Source organism: Arenibacter palladensis, from assembly GCF_900129275.1.
Lineage (GTDB): Bacteria > Bacteroidota > Bacteroidia > Flavobacteriales > Flavobacteriaceae > Arenibacter > Arenibacter palladensis.
Window position 1 is genome coordinate 35,780 of record NZ_FQUX01000009.1, and the last position, 15,036, is coordinate 50,815.

At 40.0% G+C, this 15,036-nt stretch carries 14 protein-coding genes and 1 riboswitch; of the genes, 9 read left to right on the top strand and 5 right to left on the bottom strand.

Annotation, left to right across the window (positions count from 1 at the left end):
- The first annotated feature begins 82 nt into the window (after positions 1 to 82).
- The gene (locus BUA60_RS18930; protein WP_072864494.1) at positions 83 to 1,555 is read left to right on the top strand and encodes a S41 family peptidase; all 1,473 of its coding nucleotides are present in this window, start codon (positions 83 to 85) and stop codon (positions 1,553 to 1,555) included.
- 162 nt (positions 1,556 to 1,717) lie between these two features.
- Here BUA60_RS18930 and BUA60_RS18935 read toward each other — a convergent pair whose 3' ends face one another.
- From BUA60_RS18935 to BUA60_RS23415, 3 genes are all read right to left on the bottom strand, one after another.
- Positions 1,718 to 2,773, bottom strand: a complete 1,056-nt coding sequence (locus tag BUA60_RS18935) for a YncE family protein (RefSeq protein WP_072864496.1) — start codon at positions 2,771 to 2,773, stop codon at positions 1,718 to 1,720.
- Positions 2,774 to 2,787: 14 nt separating this feature from the next.
- Complete coding sequence (locus BUA60_RS18940) at positions 2,788 to 4,632, bottom strand: TonB-dependent receptor (protein ID WP_072864498.1); 1,845 nt, start codon at positions 4,630 to 4,632, stop codon at positions 2,788 to 2,790.
- Between the two features lie 33 nt (positions 4,633 to 4,665).
- Positions 4,666 to 4,882: riboswitch (cobalamin riboswitch) on the bottom strand.
- A gap of 1 nt (position 4,883) precedes the next feature.
- Positions 4,884 to 5,015 (bottom strand): hypothetical protein, encoded by a 132-nt coding sequence (locus BUA60_RS23415; RefSeq protein WP_262483049.1) that lies wholly within the window; start codon positions 5,013 to 5,015, stop codon positions 4,884 to 4,886.
- A 125-nt stretch (positions 5,016 to 5,140) separates the two neighbouring features.
- On the opposite strand from BUA60_RS23415, the gene BUA60_RS18945 reads away from it, so the two are divergent.
- The 6 genes from BUA60_RS18945 (at position 5,141) to BUA60_RS18970 (ending at position 10,564) form a co-directional block, all read left to right on the top strand.
- The gene (locus BUA60_RS18945; RefSeq protein WP_245802591.1) at positions 5,141 to 6,286 is read left to right on the top strand and encodes an ABC transporter substrate-binding protein; all 1,146 of its coding nucleotides are present in this window, start codon (positions 5,141 to 5,143) and stop codon (positions 6,284 to 6,286) included.
- Positions 6,287 to 6,337: 51 nt separating this feature from the next.
- Entirely contained in the window at positions 6,338 to 7,315 is a 978-nt protein-coding gene (locus BUA60_RS18950; protein ID WP_072864502.1) for a FecCD family ABC transporter permease, read from the top strand.
- Between the two features lie 109 nt (positions 7,316 to 7,424).
- Positions 7,425 to 8,219: an ABC transporter ATP-binding protein gene (locus BUA60_RS18955; RefSeq protein ID WP_072864504.1), complete on the top strand. Its 795-nt coding sequence runs from the start codon at positions 7,425 to 7,427 to the stop codon at positions 8,217 to 8,219.
- A 64-nt stretch (positions 8,220 to 8,283) separates the two neighbouring features.
- On the top strand, positions 8,284 to 9,633 hold the full coding sequence (gene rmuC / locus BUA60_RS18960) for a DNA recombination protein RmuC (protein WP_072864506.1): 1,350 nt from the start codon (positions 8,284 to 8,286) through the stop codon (positions 9,631 to 9,633).
- A gap of 17 nt (positions 9,634 to 9,650) precedes the next feature.
- Positions 9,651 to 10,007, top strand: coding sequence for a 6-phosphogluconate dehydrogenase (locus BUA60_RS18965; protein WP_072864507.1), 357 nt, complete (start codon positions 9,651 to 9,653; stop codon positions 10,005 to 10,007).
- Positions 10,008 to 10,012: 5 nt separating this feature from the next.
- A complete protein-coding gene (locus BUA60_RS18970; protein ID WP_072864509.1) occupies positions 10,013 to 10,564 on the top strand; it encodes an acyl-CoA thioesterase in 552 nt (183 codons plus the stop codon).
- Here BUA60_RS18970 and pgl read toward each other — a convergent pair.
- Both pgl and zwf read right to left on the bottom strand, forming a co-directional pair.
- Positions 10,561 to 11,271 carry a 6-phosphogluconolactonase gene (gene pgl / locus BUA60_RS18975; RefSeq protein ID WP_072864511.1) on the bottom strand — a complete coding sequence of 237 codons (711 nt, stop codon included), beginning with the start codon at positions 11,269 to 11,271 and terminating at the stop codon, positions 10,561 to 10,563. The genes BUA60_RS18970 and pgl overlap by 4 nt on opposite strands.
- 25 nt (positions 11,272 to 11,296) lie before the next feature.
- A complete protein-coding gene (gene zwf / locus BUA60_RS18980) occupies positions 11,297 to 12,829 on the bottom strand; it encodes a glucose-6-phosphate dehydrogenase (RefSeq protein ID WP_072864513.1) in 1,533 nt (510 codons plus the stop codon).
- 189 nt (positions 12,830 to 13,018) lie between these two features.
- Here zwf and gndA point away from each other — a divergent pair, with 189 nt between their 5' ends.
- Together gndA and BUA60_RS18990 are read left to right on the top strand one after the other, a co-directional pair.
- Positions 13,019 to 14,425 (top strand): NADP-dependent phosphogluconate dehydrogenase, encoded by a 1,407-nt coding sequence (gene gndA / locus BUA60_RS18985; protein ID WP_072864515.1) that lies wholly within the window; start codon positions 13,019 to 13,021, stop codon positions 14,423 to 14,425.
- A 243-nt stretch (positions 14,426 to 14,668) separates the two neighbouring features.
- Positions 14,669 to 14,950, top strand: a complete 282-nt coding sequence (locus tag BUA60_RS18990; protein ID WP_072864517.1) for a hypothetical protein — start codon at positions 14,669 to 14,671, stop codon at positions 14,948 to 14,950.
- Positions 14,951 to 15,036: the final 86 nt, after the last annotated feature.

Genomic DNA, 15,036 nt, shown 5'->3' on the forward strand with positions numbered 1-15,036 from the left:
ATAAGGTGCCGCTTAAGCCTACATGGATTAAACATAGGCTAATTTGTAAAATGTGCGACACGGTTAATAATACAATTACATTATGAAAAAAATCCTAGGCCTACTTTTAATTACCATATTTCTTTCATGTTCGGACAAGGATGATGACGCATTCGTCTATCCAAAGGAGTCAACGGTGCAGAATTTTATGTGGCAAGGCCTAAATCTTTGGTATTTTTGGCAGGCGGACGCACCAAATTTAGGAGACGACAGGTTCGCTACAAATGATGACTACGTGGCCTATCTTGAATCCTATACCGATCCAGAGGAGTTCTTCTACCAAACCTGTTACAACCATTCCAATGTAGTTGGCAGCAGTTCCGCTATTGATCGCTTCAGTTTTGTTGAGGATGATTACGAAACATTGGTAAATTCCTTAAGTGGTGTGACCAAAAGCAATGGACTGGAATTTGGATTGGCGCGTAATGAGGGCAGTACGGATCTCTTTGGATATGTAAGGTATATAATCCCAAATTCCAATGCCTCTACCAAAGATATAGCCAGAGGGGATATTTTTACTAGAGTAAACGGAGTTCAACTCACAGACGCCAATTATATAAGCTTGCTTTTTGGAAGTTCGGATACCTATACCCTAGGTATGGCAGATATATCCGGCACTGTGGTTACGGACAATGACAGGGAAGTAACCTTGACCAAATCTGAAGGATTGCAAGAGGACCCTATATTGGTAGCGAAGACCGTAGAGGTCAACGGTACCAAAATTGCCTACCTAATGTACAACGGTTTTACCAGTAGTTATAATGAACAACTAAATACGGTCTTTGGACAGTTTAAATCGGCCGGAGCAACAGAATTGGTGCTAGATCTTAGGTACAACCCCGGTGGTTCGGTAAACAGTTCAAGATTATTGGCCAGTATGGTTTATGGTACCAACACCAGTGAATTATATGTAAGACAGCGATGGAACGACAAAATACAATCCATGTTGAATAAAGAGCAATTGGAAGATTATTTTGCTAATAAAACAGACTCTGGAACAGCGTTGAACAGTCTAAACCTTAGCAAAGTATATATTCTGGCAACAGGAAGTTCCGCATCGGCCAGTGAATTGGTCATGAACGGACTGGCACCCTATGTAAATGTTTTCCATATTGGCGAAACTACCAGGGGCAAAAACGAGTTTTCCGTTACCATGGTAGATGACATAGACAATGATTACATCTACAGGTCCGACAGGGAAAACAAGATAAACCCTAGCAATAGATGGGCAATGCAACCGCTTATGGGAAGAAATGAAAATTCTGAAGGTTTTTCGGACTATACCTCAGGCTTGACCCCAGATGTTGCGTTAGCAGAAGATCTTGCGGATCTTGGAATTCTAGGGGATATAGACGAGCCCTTATTAGCTAGGGCAATCCAAGAAATTACCGGGGTAACTGCCAAAAGGGACTTTAGTGTAAAAATACCGGTAAATGAAGTTTCCAACTCCAAAATGTTTACGGCTATAAAAGATAATATGTATCTGGATAAACCTGTTGATATTACTTTTCAATAAGCCGTACCCCTATATTAATACCACATACGAAGTATAAAACAGAAACCCCTCCTTTACTTGGTCCTTGCCATGTAAAGGAGGGGTTCGGTTATACATACTTAATGGTCAAATAACCGTTGGGATTTACTTTGCCAAAGAAAACCTACTCAATAGGCCATTAACCTAATTAAAGTAAATTCCCCCAGGAATAATCCCCACCGTTATTTCTTCTATAGCCAATTTGGTATTTAGATCATAAACTGTAAGTGTTCCATTACTGGCATAATCACCTGCATCAGTACCGTATAATCTCCCATTGTTTATGACCATGGTATAAAAACTGACGCCTTCCAATGCTACATCCAGATCCAAACTTGTAGCGGACAAACTTTGTTTGTATACCTTATCGCCTAATTTATAATACAAATCACCTCCGTGTAAATTTAAACCCCCAGGATGTTGCGTAGTTTCGAATTGGATATTGCTATCCACCTCATTGGTGCCAGTATTGATCTTGGATAGCACCCCTGCAGTTTCATCCCCCGTATACGCAGGTTTACCTGATGCCAGTACCCACAAGTTCCCAGAGGCATCCAATTGCATGGAATTGGGCACATCCCCTACTGTAAGTGTTTTTATTACCTCATTGGAAGCGGTATTGATTACCGAAACTTTATTGTTCTGTCCCCAAGCACCTTGATGGGCCACATAAACCATATTGCCATTGGCTAAAATAGCTTCAGGTCCCAACACCACAGATATGGTGCCTTCCACGGTATAACTCTGAAGATTGATAATGGCTACAAAATCATCAGTCTCATCTGCGGTATCGCCCCAGTTGGTAACATACCCTTTTCCATTAGCTTCAATGAAATACCTTGGATTGTTCAATCCCTCGGTAATGCTCGCAATTTTTTCAAAAGTATATCTATTTACCACATTTATTTTGTTGGAGACATTGGCCACTATAAACGCCTCATCCTCCGTGAAACCTATCGACTGCACAACATTGCCAAGATCTTCATCGTTGGTCATCTTATAAATTTCGTTATTTACCACGGACAGATCCTCGGAAATAAAAGTGACCGTTCCTGTTCCGTTGCTAAAGGGACCTTCGTTGGAAACCAATATTCCATTTTCATAATCGCCCATAGGCTCCTGAATCACCTCATCATCATTGGAACATGACCATGAAAGGCCGATAATCAACAAGGAAAAAAATACATTTCTAATCTTCATTTGTTTTAGCTGTTTTAAAATTTAGTAATTAATTGTAGTTGAAAATTTCTATTGGGCATGGGCCTATAGGCCACATTCTGATAATTTTTATTGTACAGGTTATTCACCCTCATCCCTAAAATAAATTTGATTTTGGAAATGTCCGACAAATGGTAATCCAATCCTAAGTTGCCAAGGGTATAAGAGGGCAAGCTATCACTATTATCGGTTGTGGTGTAGACAGACCCATTATATAAAAATTGATAAGAGGCTACCCACTTCTTAAATTGATAGGCCACATTTGACCTCAACAAATGCTCTGGCACATACAGTAATTGATTTTTTGTTGCATTGTCCAATGATTTGGTAAAGGCATATTCACTTTCCCAGGCCAATTCTTGATCTTCCCATTTCCATTTCCAATCAAAGCCCAGTTCTAGGCCGTATTGGGAAACATCCTGAACATTCATCGCCATCCAAATTCCTTGTGTATTGGGTCGCCATTGAATTAAATTATCGGTTGTTATACTATAGGCATTTAATGAAAGAGCTATGTTTTTTACTTGAATGGTTTGCCCAAGTTCCACTTGCCAAGAGGTTTCTGGCAAAACCTCTAAATTACCACTAGCCGCGGCTCCTGTCCAGTAAAGGTCGTTAAAGGTAGGAACCCTATAATTTTTGGATGCGTTCAAGCTTAAAGTATTGTTCCCCGTTACCTTATAACTGCTGCTCAATGAAAAAAGAAAGGGGCTTTGATAATCGCTTACCGCCTCTTGTCTCAGGTTTAGGCCATAATTAAACTTATCCGAGAGTTCATGGGAGAATAGAAAAGTGCCGGAAACAAAATTTCTTTGGGCATTTTCAATAGAAGTCCCTTTGGCCCAAATGGAAGAAAAATCGATGATCCCATTTAAGGTAATTTTGTTCAATTGATATTTGTAATCGTAGTTGGCCAAAACGGTATTGGCTTGCCCAAAGCTAAACTCTTCCCTTTGCTTATTTGGGAAATACCGATAACGTTCATATAAATGCCCCACTTTTAAACGAGCGATCTTCCGTTCATTAAAGCTGCTCAATTCTATGAGGGACCTGTGATTTAAATCCCTATAATTTTCATCGGCCGGGGCCGTCAAGGTCCCCGAAAAATCCCTGTCACCGCTAAAGGTATTGTGGTACAGTTTTATAACTTTTTGATCGGACAAAATAAAGCCAACATTGGCATTTAAATTAAGTTGATCGTATGCACCATTCTCGTTTCTTCTGTTTGTTCCCAGATACTTATAATCGTTATCTGAAGCTATGTGGTTGATTCCGATATGGAAGAATGTTTTTTCTTTACCAAGCGAAGTATTAAATGCCAGTTTACTGGTGTTAAAGCTGCCATAACTTGTCTCTAAACTATTTCTCCAACCTTCATTAAACTTAAAGCTGTCGTTTAATAGAACAGTCCCTCCAACTGCGCCACTCCCGTATTGCACCGAGCCCCCGCCACTCCTTACAACAACATCGCCGTAATTCCCTGGAATTAAAGTATTGAAATCTGTCTGACCGGTAAGTTGGGAATTTATATTTATCCCATTCCAAACTACTGCGGTCTGTTGGGCGTTGGTACCCCGAAATGAAGCCGAGGAAACCATTCCATAACCATTTTCCTTAAAATATATATTGGAATTATAGCGTAATAAATCGGTTAGTGACGACCCACTTTTTTGTTGTATGGAATCATTTACAACCCTTATTTTGGCACCCTTGGAGAAATGTAGAAGCTTGGCATCACTCAAAACAACTTCGTCCAAAACAATAACACCGTCACTCTGCCCAAAAACTTGGGCAAAAGCCAATAGTCCAATAAAAAATAAAAATATTTGCTTTTTTTCCATATTCAAGAAGACCCTTTTCCCGAAGATCTATTCTATTTAGTGCTGAATATGGCAGGTCTCCTGACTTGCGTACTATCATTTACCTTCCCACCCTGGAATATAGGGCAGTGGTATTAGAAGAAATGATAGCCATCCAATAAATATGGATTAAGCTCACAGTTGCGGGAACAGTTTCGGAATTTCACCGAATTCCCTTTTAATCCTATTCCCTAAATATTTGGAAATAGAAACCAAAATTCGCTGCGAAACTACTACTTTTTTTTGGAAGTACCACTGTCATTTTTTCTATTTAGCTTATAGGCCAACCAGATAAAACCAACAATAAAATGCAAGGCTATGACAGCGGCAATAATATATATTAAGGTGTTGGACTCTCCTCTCATAATTTTTTATTTGCCCAAAAGTAAATACTCTACATGTAATATATTATGACCATTGTTAGGCTTTTAGAAATTTTGATTCAAGAAATTAATGCTACTTTTGAATTCCTAAACAAACTTTTAGACTCTTGAACAAAGCCCTTCTTTTTTTATTCCTTTTATGCATTTATTCCTGCAAACAGCCTAAAAAAGAGACTATTTCCAGTACTTTTTTAACGCTGCCCACAAATATAGATTATGCCCAAGGTTTTACTATTGAAAAGACATCGCCCGATGTTACCATTATAAGGGTATCCTCACCTTGGCCAGAATCGGAAGAAAGTTTTACCTATGCTTTGGTACCTAAAGAAAAATTGTCGACCATTATCTTAAACAGTGATGAGTATAATGCCATTATTGGAGTGCCCGTCCAAAACATAGTTGTGACCTCTACAACCCATATCCCGGCATTGGAAGCACTGGGAGAGACCGGTAAATTGATAGGCTTCCCGGATACGAAGTACATATCATCCCCAAAGACCAGAAAAAGAATAAATGAGGGATTGGTGCAGGAATTGGGCAACAATGAATCCCTAAATTCAGAAATGGTGATTGCCTTAAATCCGGAAGTAGTTGTAGGGTTTAGTATTAACCATGAAAACAAGGCCTACGAAACTATTCAACGATCCAATATTCCGGTAGTATACAACGGGGATTGGACGGAAGAAACACCTTTGGGAAAAGCAGAATGGATAAAATTTTTCGCCCCATTTTTTCAAAAGGAAAAAGAAGCGGATAGCATTTTCAATTCCATTAAGGACAATTATAATAATGCCAAGGTTTTGGCAGAAAAGGCAAAAAATAGGCCTAAGGTATTAAGTGGCGCACTATATAAGGACATATGGTACCTTCCCGGCGGAAAGAGTTGGGCCTCCACTTTTATAGAGGATGCAAACGCCGAGTATTTATGGAACAGCAACACCTCAACCGGAAGTCTATCCTTAAGTTTGGAAAGTGTAATTGAACGAGGCCATGATGCCGATTTTTGGATCTCCCCTTCACAGTTTGGTAGCTATTCGGAACTAAGGGAGGCCAACCGACATTATACCCAATTTTCCGCTTTCAGAAATAAGAACGTTTTTACCTATGCCAATTCCAAAGGGGAAACTGGGGGATTGCTCTATTTTGAATTGGCACCAAACAGACCTGATTTGGTACTAAAAGACCTGATATATATTTTTCACCCGGAGCTGCTTCCGAACTATGCACCTACCTTTTTTAAACCCTTGGATTAAGTGCTGCAACTAAAGACATATAGAATCTATTTTATCCTACTGCTGTTGGTTATGTCGATTTGTTTCATGGTGAACATCAGCTTGGGCTCGGTATCCATTCCCCTAGAGGACACATTGAATGCGATAATTGGCCGAACTACCAAAGTGGATTCTTGGAGCTATATTATTTGGAACTACCGTATTCCCAAAGCGTTTACCGCCATATTGGTGGGCAGTGGTTTGGCCTTGAGCGGTTTATTGATGCAGACCTTATTTAGAAACCCATTGGCCGGGCCCTTTGTCCTTGGTATAAGCGCCGGCGCAAGTTTAGGCGCTGCCCTATTGATTTTAGGGTCCGCCCTATTCTCTGGTATTTTTTTGGGTATGGTAAATGATATTTCTTTGGCATTGGCATCCAGTATAGGAAGCTTTCTGGTGCTTTTGGCGGTCATGGTAGTTGCCGCAAAGGTAAAGGACACCATGGCCCTTCTTATCATTGGCCTAATGTTCGGTAGCATTACCACCGCAGTAGTGAGCGTGCTGTCTTATTTTTCCTCAGCCGAAAAATTACAGCAATATGTATATTGGTCTTTTGGAAGTATAGGAAATTTATCGTGGAATCAACTTTTGTTGTTATTAATGATAATAGCGATCGGGATTTTGATCAGTATTTTTTCCATAAAACCATTGAACGCCCTATTATTGGGAGAAAGTTACGCCAAGAGTCTGGGCGTAAATATGAAGCGATCCAGATATTCCATCATTGTTGCCACGGGACTGTTGGCAGGTGGTGTAACGGCTTTTGCCGGACCCATTGCCTTTATAGGCCTGGCGGTACCCCATTTGACCCGACAAATTTTTAACACCACCGATCATAAAGTTTTGGTTCCGGCCGTATTGATTTACGGTGCCATTTTGATGCTGATCTGCGATACAATTGCCCAAATGCCCAATTCGGCCAGTGTTTTACCCATCAACGCCATAACATCGATCATTGGGGCACCGGTGGTTATTTGGCTGCTACTAAGAAAAAGGAAAATGATTTTTTAACTTCCGATTAATTTCGGGCAGAAGTAGAGCAACTTCTATGGATAAGTTCAGTATAAAGAGATAATAAAACGGCAAAAACCAATAACTTAGCAACAAAAATTCACCTCAGATAGATACAAGTACTCCCCATATCGCCCTAAAAACGGAAAACCTAAGCATTGGCTATTCCAACAAGAAGCAACAGTCCTGCATTGCCAAGGATATCAATTTTTCCTTGGCCAAAGGTGAACTTACGGCCATTGTTGGTGTTAATGGTATAGGAAAATCCACCTTATTGCGCACACTCGGCAATGTACAGCCCAAATTATCCGGTAGTATCACTTTGAACAAGCTGCCTTTGGAACAACATACTATAGCCGAACTGGCTGCTGAAATAAGTGTTGTTTTAACAGAACCCATTGCTTCCAAAAATTTAACGGTGAAGGAGCTCATCAGCTTAGGACGGCAACCATACACCAATTGGATAGGGACCCTTACTGAGGATGATAAGGAAAAGATCTCCTTGGCCATGGACATGGTACAGATTTCAGAATTAAGGTCCAAAAAATGCTATGAGCTTAGTGATGGACAATTGCAGCGCGTAATGATAGCCAGGGCCATAGCCCAGGACACCCAGCTAATTTTACTGGATGAGCCTACAACACATTTGGACCTATACCATAAGGTCCAAATATTGAAACTGCTCAAATCTATTGCCCATACAACAAAAAAGACCATTCTCTTTACTACCCATGAAATTGAAATTGCAATCCAACTGTGCGACAAAATGTTGATATTGGAAAAAAACCAGAGCACCTTTGGATCACCTTGCGAATTGATTCGAATGAAAAGTTTTGAAAATCTGTTCCCCTCAAATACCATTACTTTCGATGCCGAAACAGGTTCTTTTAGAGTTAATAAGTAATAAAAGTGAACATCACTTTTTTTTAACACAATCCACTATCTTTACAGCAAAGATCAATAATTAAATGAATGAATTGCTAGTATATGCAGTCCTTGCCATAGTTGGCCTTGCAATTGGATATTTCTTAGGGAATTATATCCAAAATCTAAAAACAAAATCCAGCCAAAGCGCACTTTTGGAGCGGGAACAACAGTTGAGAACCAACTTGAGCGCCCTGGAACAGAAACTATTGGCTGCTGAGGAGTACAAGGCACGATTACAATCCGAAAAGGAACAATTGGGCAATCAGATAGTCCGCTATCAGGCGGAAATAGAGAATTTAGACCTAAAAAACAGGGAACAAAAAGGGGAGGTAGAAAAATTACAGGAAAAATTCACCAAGGAATTCGAGAATTTGGCCAATAAGATTTTGGATGAAAAAAGCACTAAATTCACTGAACAGAACAGGGAAAACATTAAAAATATATTGACCCCCTTACAAGAAAAAATAATTCTTTTCGAAAAAAAGGTAGAGGACAGCCAAAAAGAAAGCGTAGGTATGCATTCTGCCTTAAAGGAACAATTGGCCAATCTTCAAACACAAAACCTCAAAATTACGCAAGAAGCCGAAAACCTTACCAAAGCCCTAAAAGGAGACAGTAAAATGCAAGGGAATTGGGGAGAATTGGTATTGGAACGTGTCCTGGAAAAGTCGGGCCTGGAAAAAGATCGGGAATATACGGTACAACAAAGCTTTACTCGTGAAGATGGAAGTCGAGTGCTGCCCGATGTTATCATTAACCTGCCCGATGGCAAAAAAATGATCGTGGATTCCAAGGTTTCCCTTACGGATTATGAGCGATATGTAAACGCCGAGGATGAACTAAAGGACAAATTCCTTAAAGATCATATCAATTCCTTAAGAAGACATGTAGACCAACTTTCGGCCAAGAAATACGAGGACCTTTATGAAATGGAAAGTCCGGATTTTGTACTGATGTTCGTTCCCATAGAACCTGCATTTGCCATTGCAATAAACAACGATAACTCCCTGTACAACAAAGCATTTGAACAGAACATAATTATAGTTACCCCTTCTACCCTATTAGCTACCTTACGCACTATAGATACGATGTGGAACAATGAAAAACAACAGCGCAACGCCATTGAAATTGCACGACAGGCCGGAGCGTTATATGATAAGTTTGAGGGTTTTGTTGGGGATTTGATGAAGGTGGGCAAAAAGATGGACGAAGCAAAATCCGAATACAAGGGAGCTATGAACAAATTGGTAGATGGCCGAGGGAATATCATTACCAGTATTGAGAAATTAAAGAAAATGGGTGCCAAGGCAAAAAAATCCATCCCCGAATCCTTACTTAAAAGAGCACAGGATGATGATGACGAAAACGAGGAACCCTTAACGCTGCTATAACCTAATGAAGAATTAATATGAAAAAGATACTCGGATTAACCGTACTTGGCCTAGTCCTAATTATGGCAGCCTATTTTTCCTTTGTATATTTTGTTCCTTATAGCGAAGGTATCCGTTCGGGGGAACTAATTAAAATTAGTCATAAAGGAGTACTCATAAAGACATGGGAAGGTGAGATTAGCCAAGGAATATCCGGGGCACAAATATTTTCCTTCTCGGTCATAAAGGACGATGTAATTGACAAGTTGAAGGAATATCAGGGGTCGTATGTTAAAGTGACTTATATTGAGCGCTACAGGACCTTTTTTTGGTTAGGTGATACCAAATATTTTATCACTTCTGTTGAAAAGGAAAACTCTCCCCACTTAAACTAAAAACAATGGACAAATTTAAAACTGCCAGACAATCCAGAATATCCATAACCGAGTTAATGCTGCCGTCCCATTCCAATTTTGGCGGCAAGGTACACGGTGGCCACATATTAAACCTAATGGATCAAATAGCCTTTGCCTGCGCCTCAAAGCATTCAAGAAAATATTGTGTAACAGCGTCCGTGAACAAGGTAGATTTTTTAAATCCCATTGAAGTTGGCGAACTGATCACACTTAAGGCCTCGGTAAATTATACTGGACGCACCTCTATGGTTATAGGTGTTCGTGTGGAATCTGAAAATGTAACCACTGGTAAAAAGAAACATTGCAATAGCTCCTATTTTACTATGGTAGCCAAAGATGCGGACGGTCGCAGTACCCCTGTACCCGGCCTAATCATTGAAGACGAACAGGGGGTTCGAAGGTTCTGCCGAAGTATTCAACGAAAGAAACAGGCAATGTCCCGCAGCAGTCAATTTGAATCATCCCAATTTAAAATGAATGACCACTTAAAGGATTTGGACAACGAAAATGTAAAAATTAATCTGGATACCGCTTAGTTGATATGGGCAGCGGCCTCCTCGTCCAAGAACCAAATTAATTCACCGGATGAAGGTGCTACCAAGGATGCCGGATAATTCTCATGGCCTTCCTCCTTTGTGAGTATGGTCCTTACTTTTTCCGCCTTACTACTACCCGTCACCAAAAACGCTACCGTTTTGGCGTTATTGATCAGCTTACCGGTAATGGTAATCCTTCTTTGACCGGAATCCGGATGTATTGCGACTTCACAGTTATTTGTTGAATCCCATAGACCAATTTCATGAGGGAATATTGATGCCGTATGTCCGTCATCACCCATACCAAGGATCACCAAATCAAATTGAGGGATGTTGTTCACTATGGGCAATTCCTCCTCCAGGATCTTTCCATATCGTCCGGCCTCCAATTCCGGTATGTCTTCCCCGAGAACACGATGAATATTATCCTTGGGTATATCAATCTTGGACAATAAATGGTCTACCGTCATTTTGTAATTACTTTCCGAATCCGTAGGAGGAACACATCGTTCATCGCCCCAATACAAATGAACCGTAGACCAATCCACATCCTTATAATGCACTGCCATATAATCAAAGACCACCTTAGGGGTACTGCCTCCGGACAAGGCAATATGGGTTGTATTATTTTCTTTTATCAGTTCTTCCAGATAATCGGAAAAATTTTTGGCAACTTCTGTTTTGGTAGGCGCTATATTAATGTGCATCTATTATATTTTTTTTATTTGATATTTACTTTATAACACAGAAACCTGGATCGTCGGCCAAGTTTTCTCCTGGATTCCTCCACTTCAAGTCCCCTTCCAACAAACGGTCCGAATTGGTTGGACCCCAAACTCCAGAGGAATAACCGTATATGTTAACATCCGAACCATTCTTCCAATAGTCCAGGATAGGATCTACAAACTCCCACGCCGCTTCCACCTCATCCGCTCTGGCATAAAGGGTAGCGTCGCCCTGCATGGCATCCAATAACAATCTTTCATAAGCGTCCATGACATTGTTATCTGCCAAATTGGAATAGTAAAAATCTAGATTGGCACGTTCTACCGTAAAACCTTGTCCCGGAACTTTTACCCCAAACTTAATAAGGATACCTTCATCTGGTTGAATCCTGATGATCAACTGGTTGTCCTTATTGTTCATATCAGAATTTTTAAATACTTGGTGGTGTGGCGATTTAAAATGAATTACCACTTCGGTTACCTTGGTAGGCATTCTTTTGGCGGTGCGCACATAGAAGGGAACGTCTTTCCATCTCCAATTATCCACAAAAAATTTAATAGCGGCATAGGTCTCCGTTTTGGAGTTGGGATCTACACCTTCCTCTTCCCTATATCCTTTAACTTTTTTACCGTCTATAACAGATGCCAGGTATTGCCCCCTTACCGTATTATTATATAAGGTTTCCTCATCGCGCATAATTCGCAATGATTTTAAAGCCTTCACCTTTTCGTTTCTAATTTCTTGGGCGCTGGCATCTATTGGTGGTTCCATTACAATTAAAGAGACTATCTGCAATAAATGATTCTGGAACATATCCCGAAGCGCACCCGATTTATCATAATAGCCACCCCTTTTTTCAACACCAACACTTTCGGCATTGGTGATTTCTATATGGTGTATGTAATTTCGGTTCCATAATGGTTCAAAAATACTGTTGGAAAAACGGGTCACCAATAAATTCTGAACTGTTTCCTTGCCCAAATAATGGTCAATTCTATAAATCTGGGATTCATTAAAGTACGTTTGGAGACCTATATTAAGTTTTTTGGCCGTTTCCAAACTGTAACCAAAAGGCTTTTCTACAATAATACGCTTCCATCCGTTGGTTTCGTTATTTAAACCTTGCTCAGAAAGGTTTTTTGCAATTACCTCGTATAGACTTGGAGGGGTTGAAAGATAGAAGATATAGTTTTCCCCGGTACTGAATTTATTGTTCAGATCCGATATTCTGGTTGCCAACTTATTGTATACCTTATTGTAATCCTCGCCCAGGTCCTCATAAAAAAACTTATCGGCAAAAGTGTTTATAAAATCTGAGGAAGCATCCTTTACCTTATCCTTTAAGTAAGTACTTTCCTGGACCACCTTTCTCCGGAACTCACCATCGGTCATGTTACTCCTACTCACTCCCAATACCACGAAGTTTTCAGGAAGTTGTTTTGCCTTATATAAATTAAATAGCGCTGGTACCAGCTTTCTAGCAGTTAAATCTCCTGATGCCCCAAAAATAACAAGCATTTGATTTGCTGTTTTGTTCATATTATAATTATTGGAAGTTTTGTGCAATTTGTTGGGATTTTAAAACTTTGGTTCTAAAAACCGTTTAATTGACTATTTTTGATTTTTGAATTATCGTGCGAAGATAAAACTAATTTAGATTATACATTTATAAACAAGGACACTTAACAAAAGCCACTTTATTTTGTTAAATAACTTTAAGGAAAAAACATGGAAAACACATATGATTTTGGATTGATCGGCCTAGGTGTGATGGGGCGCAATTTTATTTTGAACGTTGCGGACAACAACTTTTCGGCAATGGGATACGATCTTGATGATGAAAAAGTAAATGCACTGATCGTAGAAGGACAGGATACCAAAAAAGTAAACGCAACCACAAATATCGAACACTTCGTACAATCCTTATCGCAGCCAAGAAAAATCATGCTTTTAGTGCCTGCCGGTAAAATTGTGGACTCCGTAATTGAAAGCCTATTACCATATTTGGATAAAAACGACCTAATCATAGATGGTGGAAATTCCTTTTTTACCGATACCGATCGAAGGGAAGCTTATCTACAAGGCAAGGGAATACACTTTTTTGGTTCCGGTGTTTCTGGAGGTGCAAAAGGTGCCAGAAGGGGTCCCAGCATAATGCCTGGAGGAAATAAAGAAGCTTACAAGGAGGTACAACCTATATTTGAAGCTGTCTCCGCCAAATTTAAAGGGGAGCCCTGCGTAGCCTATTTGGGACCTAAATCTGCAGGAAACTATGTGAAAATGGTACATAACGGCATTGAATATGGCCTAATGCAACTTACCTCCGAAATATATGACCTCCTTAAAAAAGCAGGCAAGTACAGCAATGATGAACTTCATGCCGTATTCGATTCATGGAACAAGGGCAGACTACAATCTTTTCTAATAGAAATTTCAGCAGAAATATTTAAGCAGGAAGACGACAAAGGCGACGGCAGATTGGTAGATAAAATCTTGGACAAGGCCAAACAAAAAGGTACTGGAAAATGGACATCCCAAAATGCAATGGACCTTGGTATTCCAATTCCCAGTATAGACATAGCCGTAAGCATGAGGGAAATTTCGGCCTTAAAAGAAGAAAGGGTTTTGGCCGACAAGTTGTATAACAGGCCGGAACCAGCCATAATGGATAAAAAGGAGATGGCCAAATGGGCGGAGGAAGCCCTGTACTTTTCCTTTATTACCACTTATGCACAGGGACTTCATCAATTAGCGGATGCCTCCAAGGAATACGGTTATGATCTGGACCTATCCGTAATAGCCAAAATTTGGAGAGCGGGATGTATTATCCGTGCCGGTTTGTTGGAAGACATATCCACAGCCTTTACCAAGGACAAGCAATTACCCAACCTACTTTTATCGTCCCAGTTTGTCCCCAAGGTACAATCTACCGTAGGGGCCACCAGAAATCTTGTGGCATATGGAGCCAAAAATGGCATTCCATTGCCAGGTCTTTCCAACTCATTGACGTATTTTGATGCCTACACCTCTGGCAGATTACCTTTAAACCTTATCCAGGCGCAGCGAGATCACTTTGGATCGCACACCTATGAAAGGACAGATATGGAAGGCATCTTCCATACAGAATGGGAGTAAGCTATAGGAATAAAATAAAAGGTATTAAACCTCAGGGCAAACCCTGAACCCAATAATAGGAATCGACCCAAGGGTCGAGGTATTGAACATAGATCCCGCCGAAAAAGGCGGGATTAGTTCAACTTGCAATTTTCAGTGCGGCTTACTGACTTCTCAAAATTGTGTTTCACTAATAAAACTTTGTATTTGAATCTTTTTTGGGCTATTTTTAAGTTAAATTAAAAGTAGCCCAAAAACTTTGATATGAGCGGAAGTATTCAAGACATGAATAATAGAGTGAATCAGAATCGCTCTTTAAAACCTTCCAATAGGGCAAAGTTTAGGGATAGCAATAGGGACAATATATATTCCGATTCTGTGCCCGCACTTACAAAACTAAACTTCAAAACAGTTTCCGAAATAGAATTAAAGAAAATCAAGGAAAGAATTAAAAATAGGGCCCTAAGAGATCGTACAAAGGAAACTTATATTTATATTTTTATTGTTGTGGCCCTGTTGGGATTGCTAATCCTACTCCTCAAATAAAAAAACACCACAACAGTATTTGCCATGGTGTTTCCACCTAAAAAACCACTAAACACACATTCACAAGATTAAACCCCACCTTATAC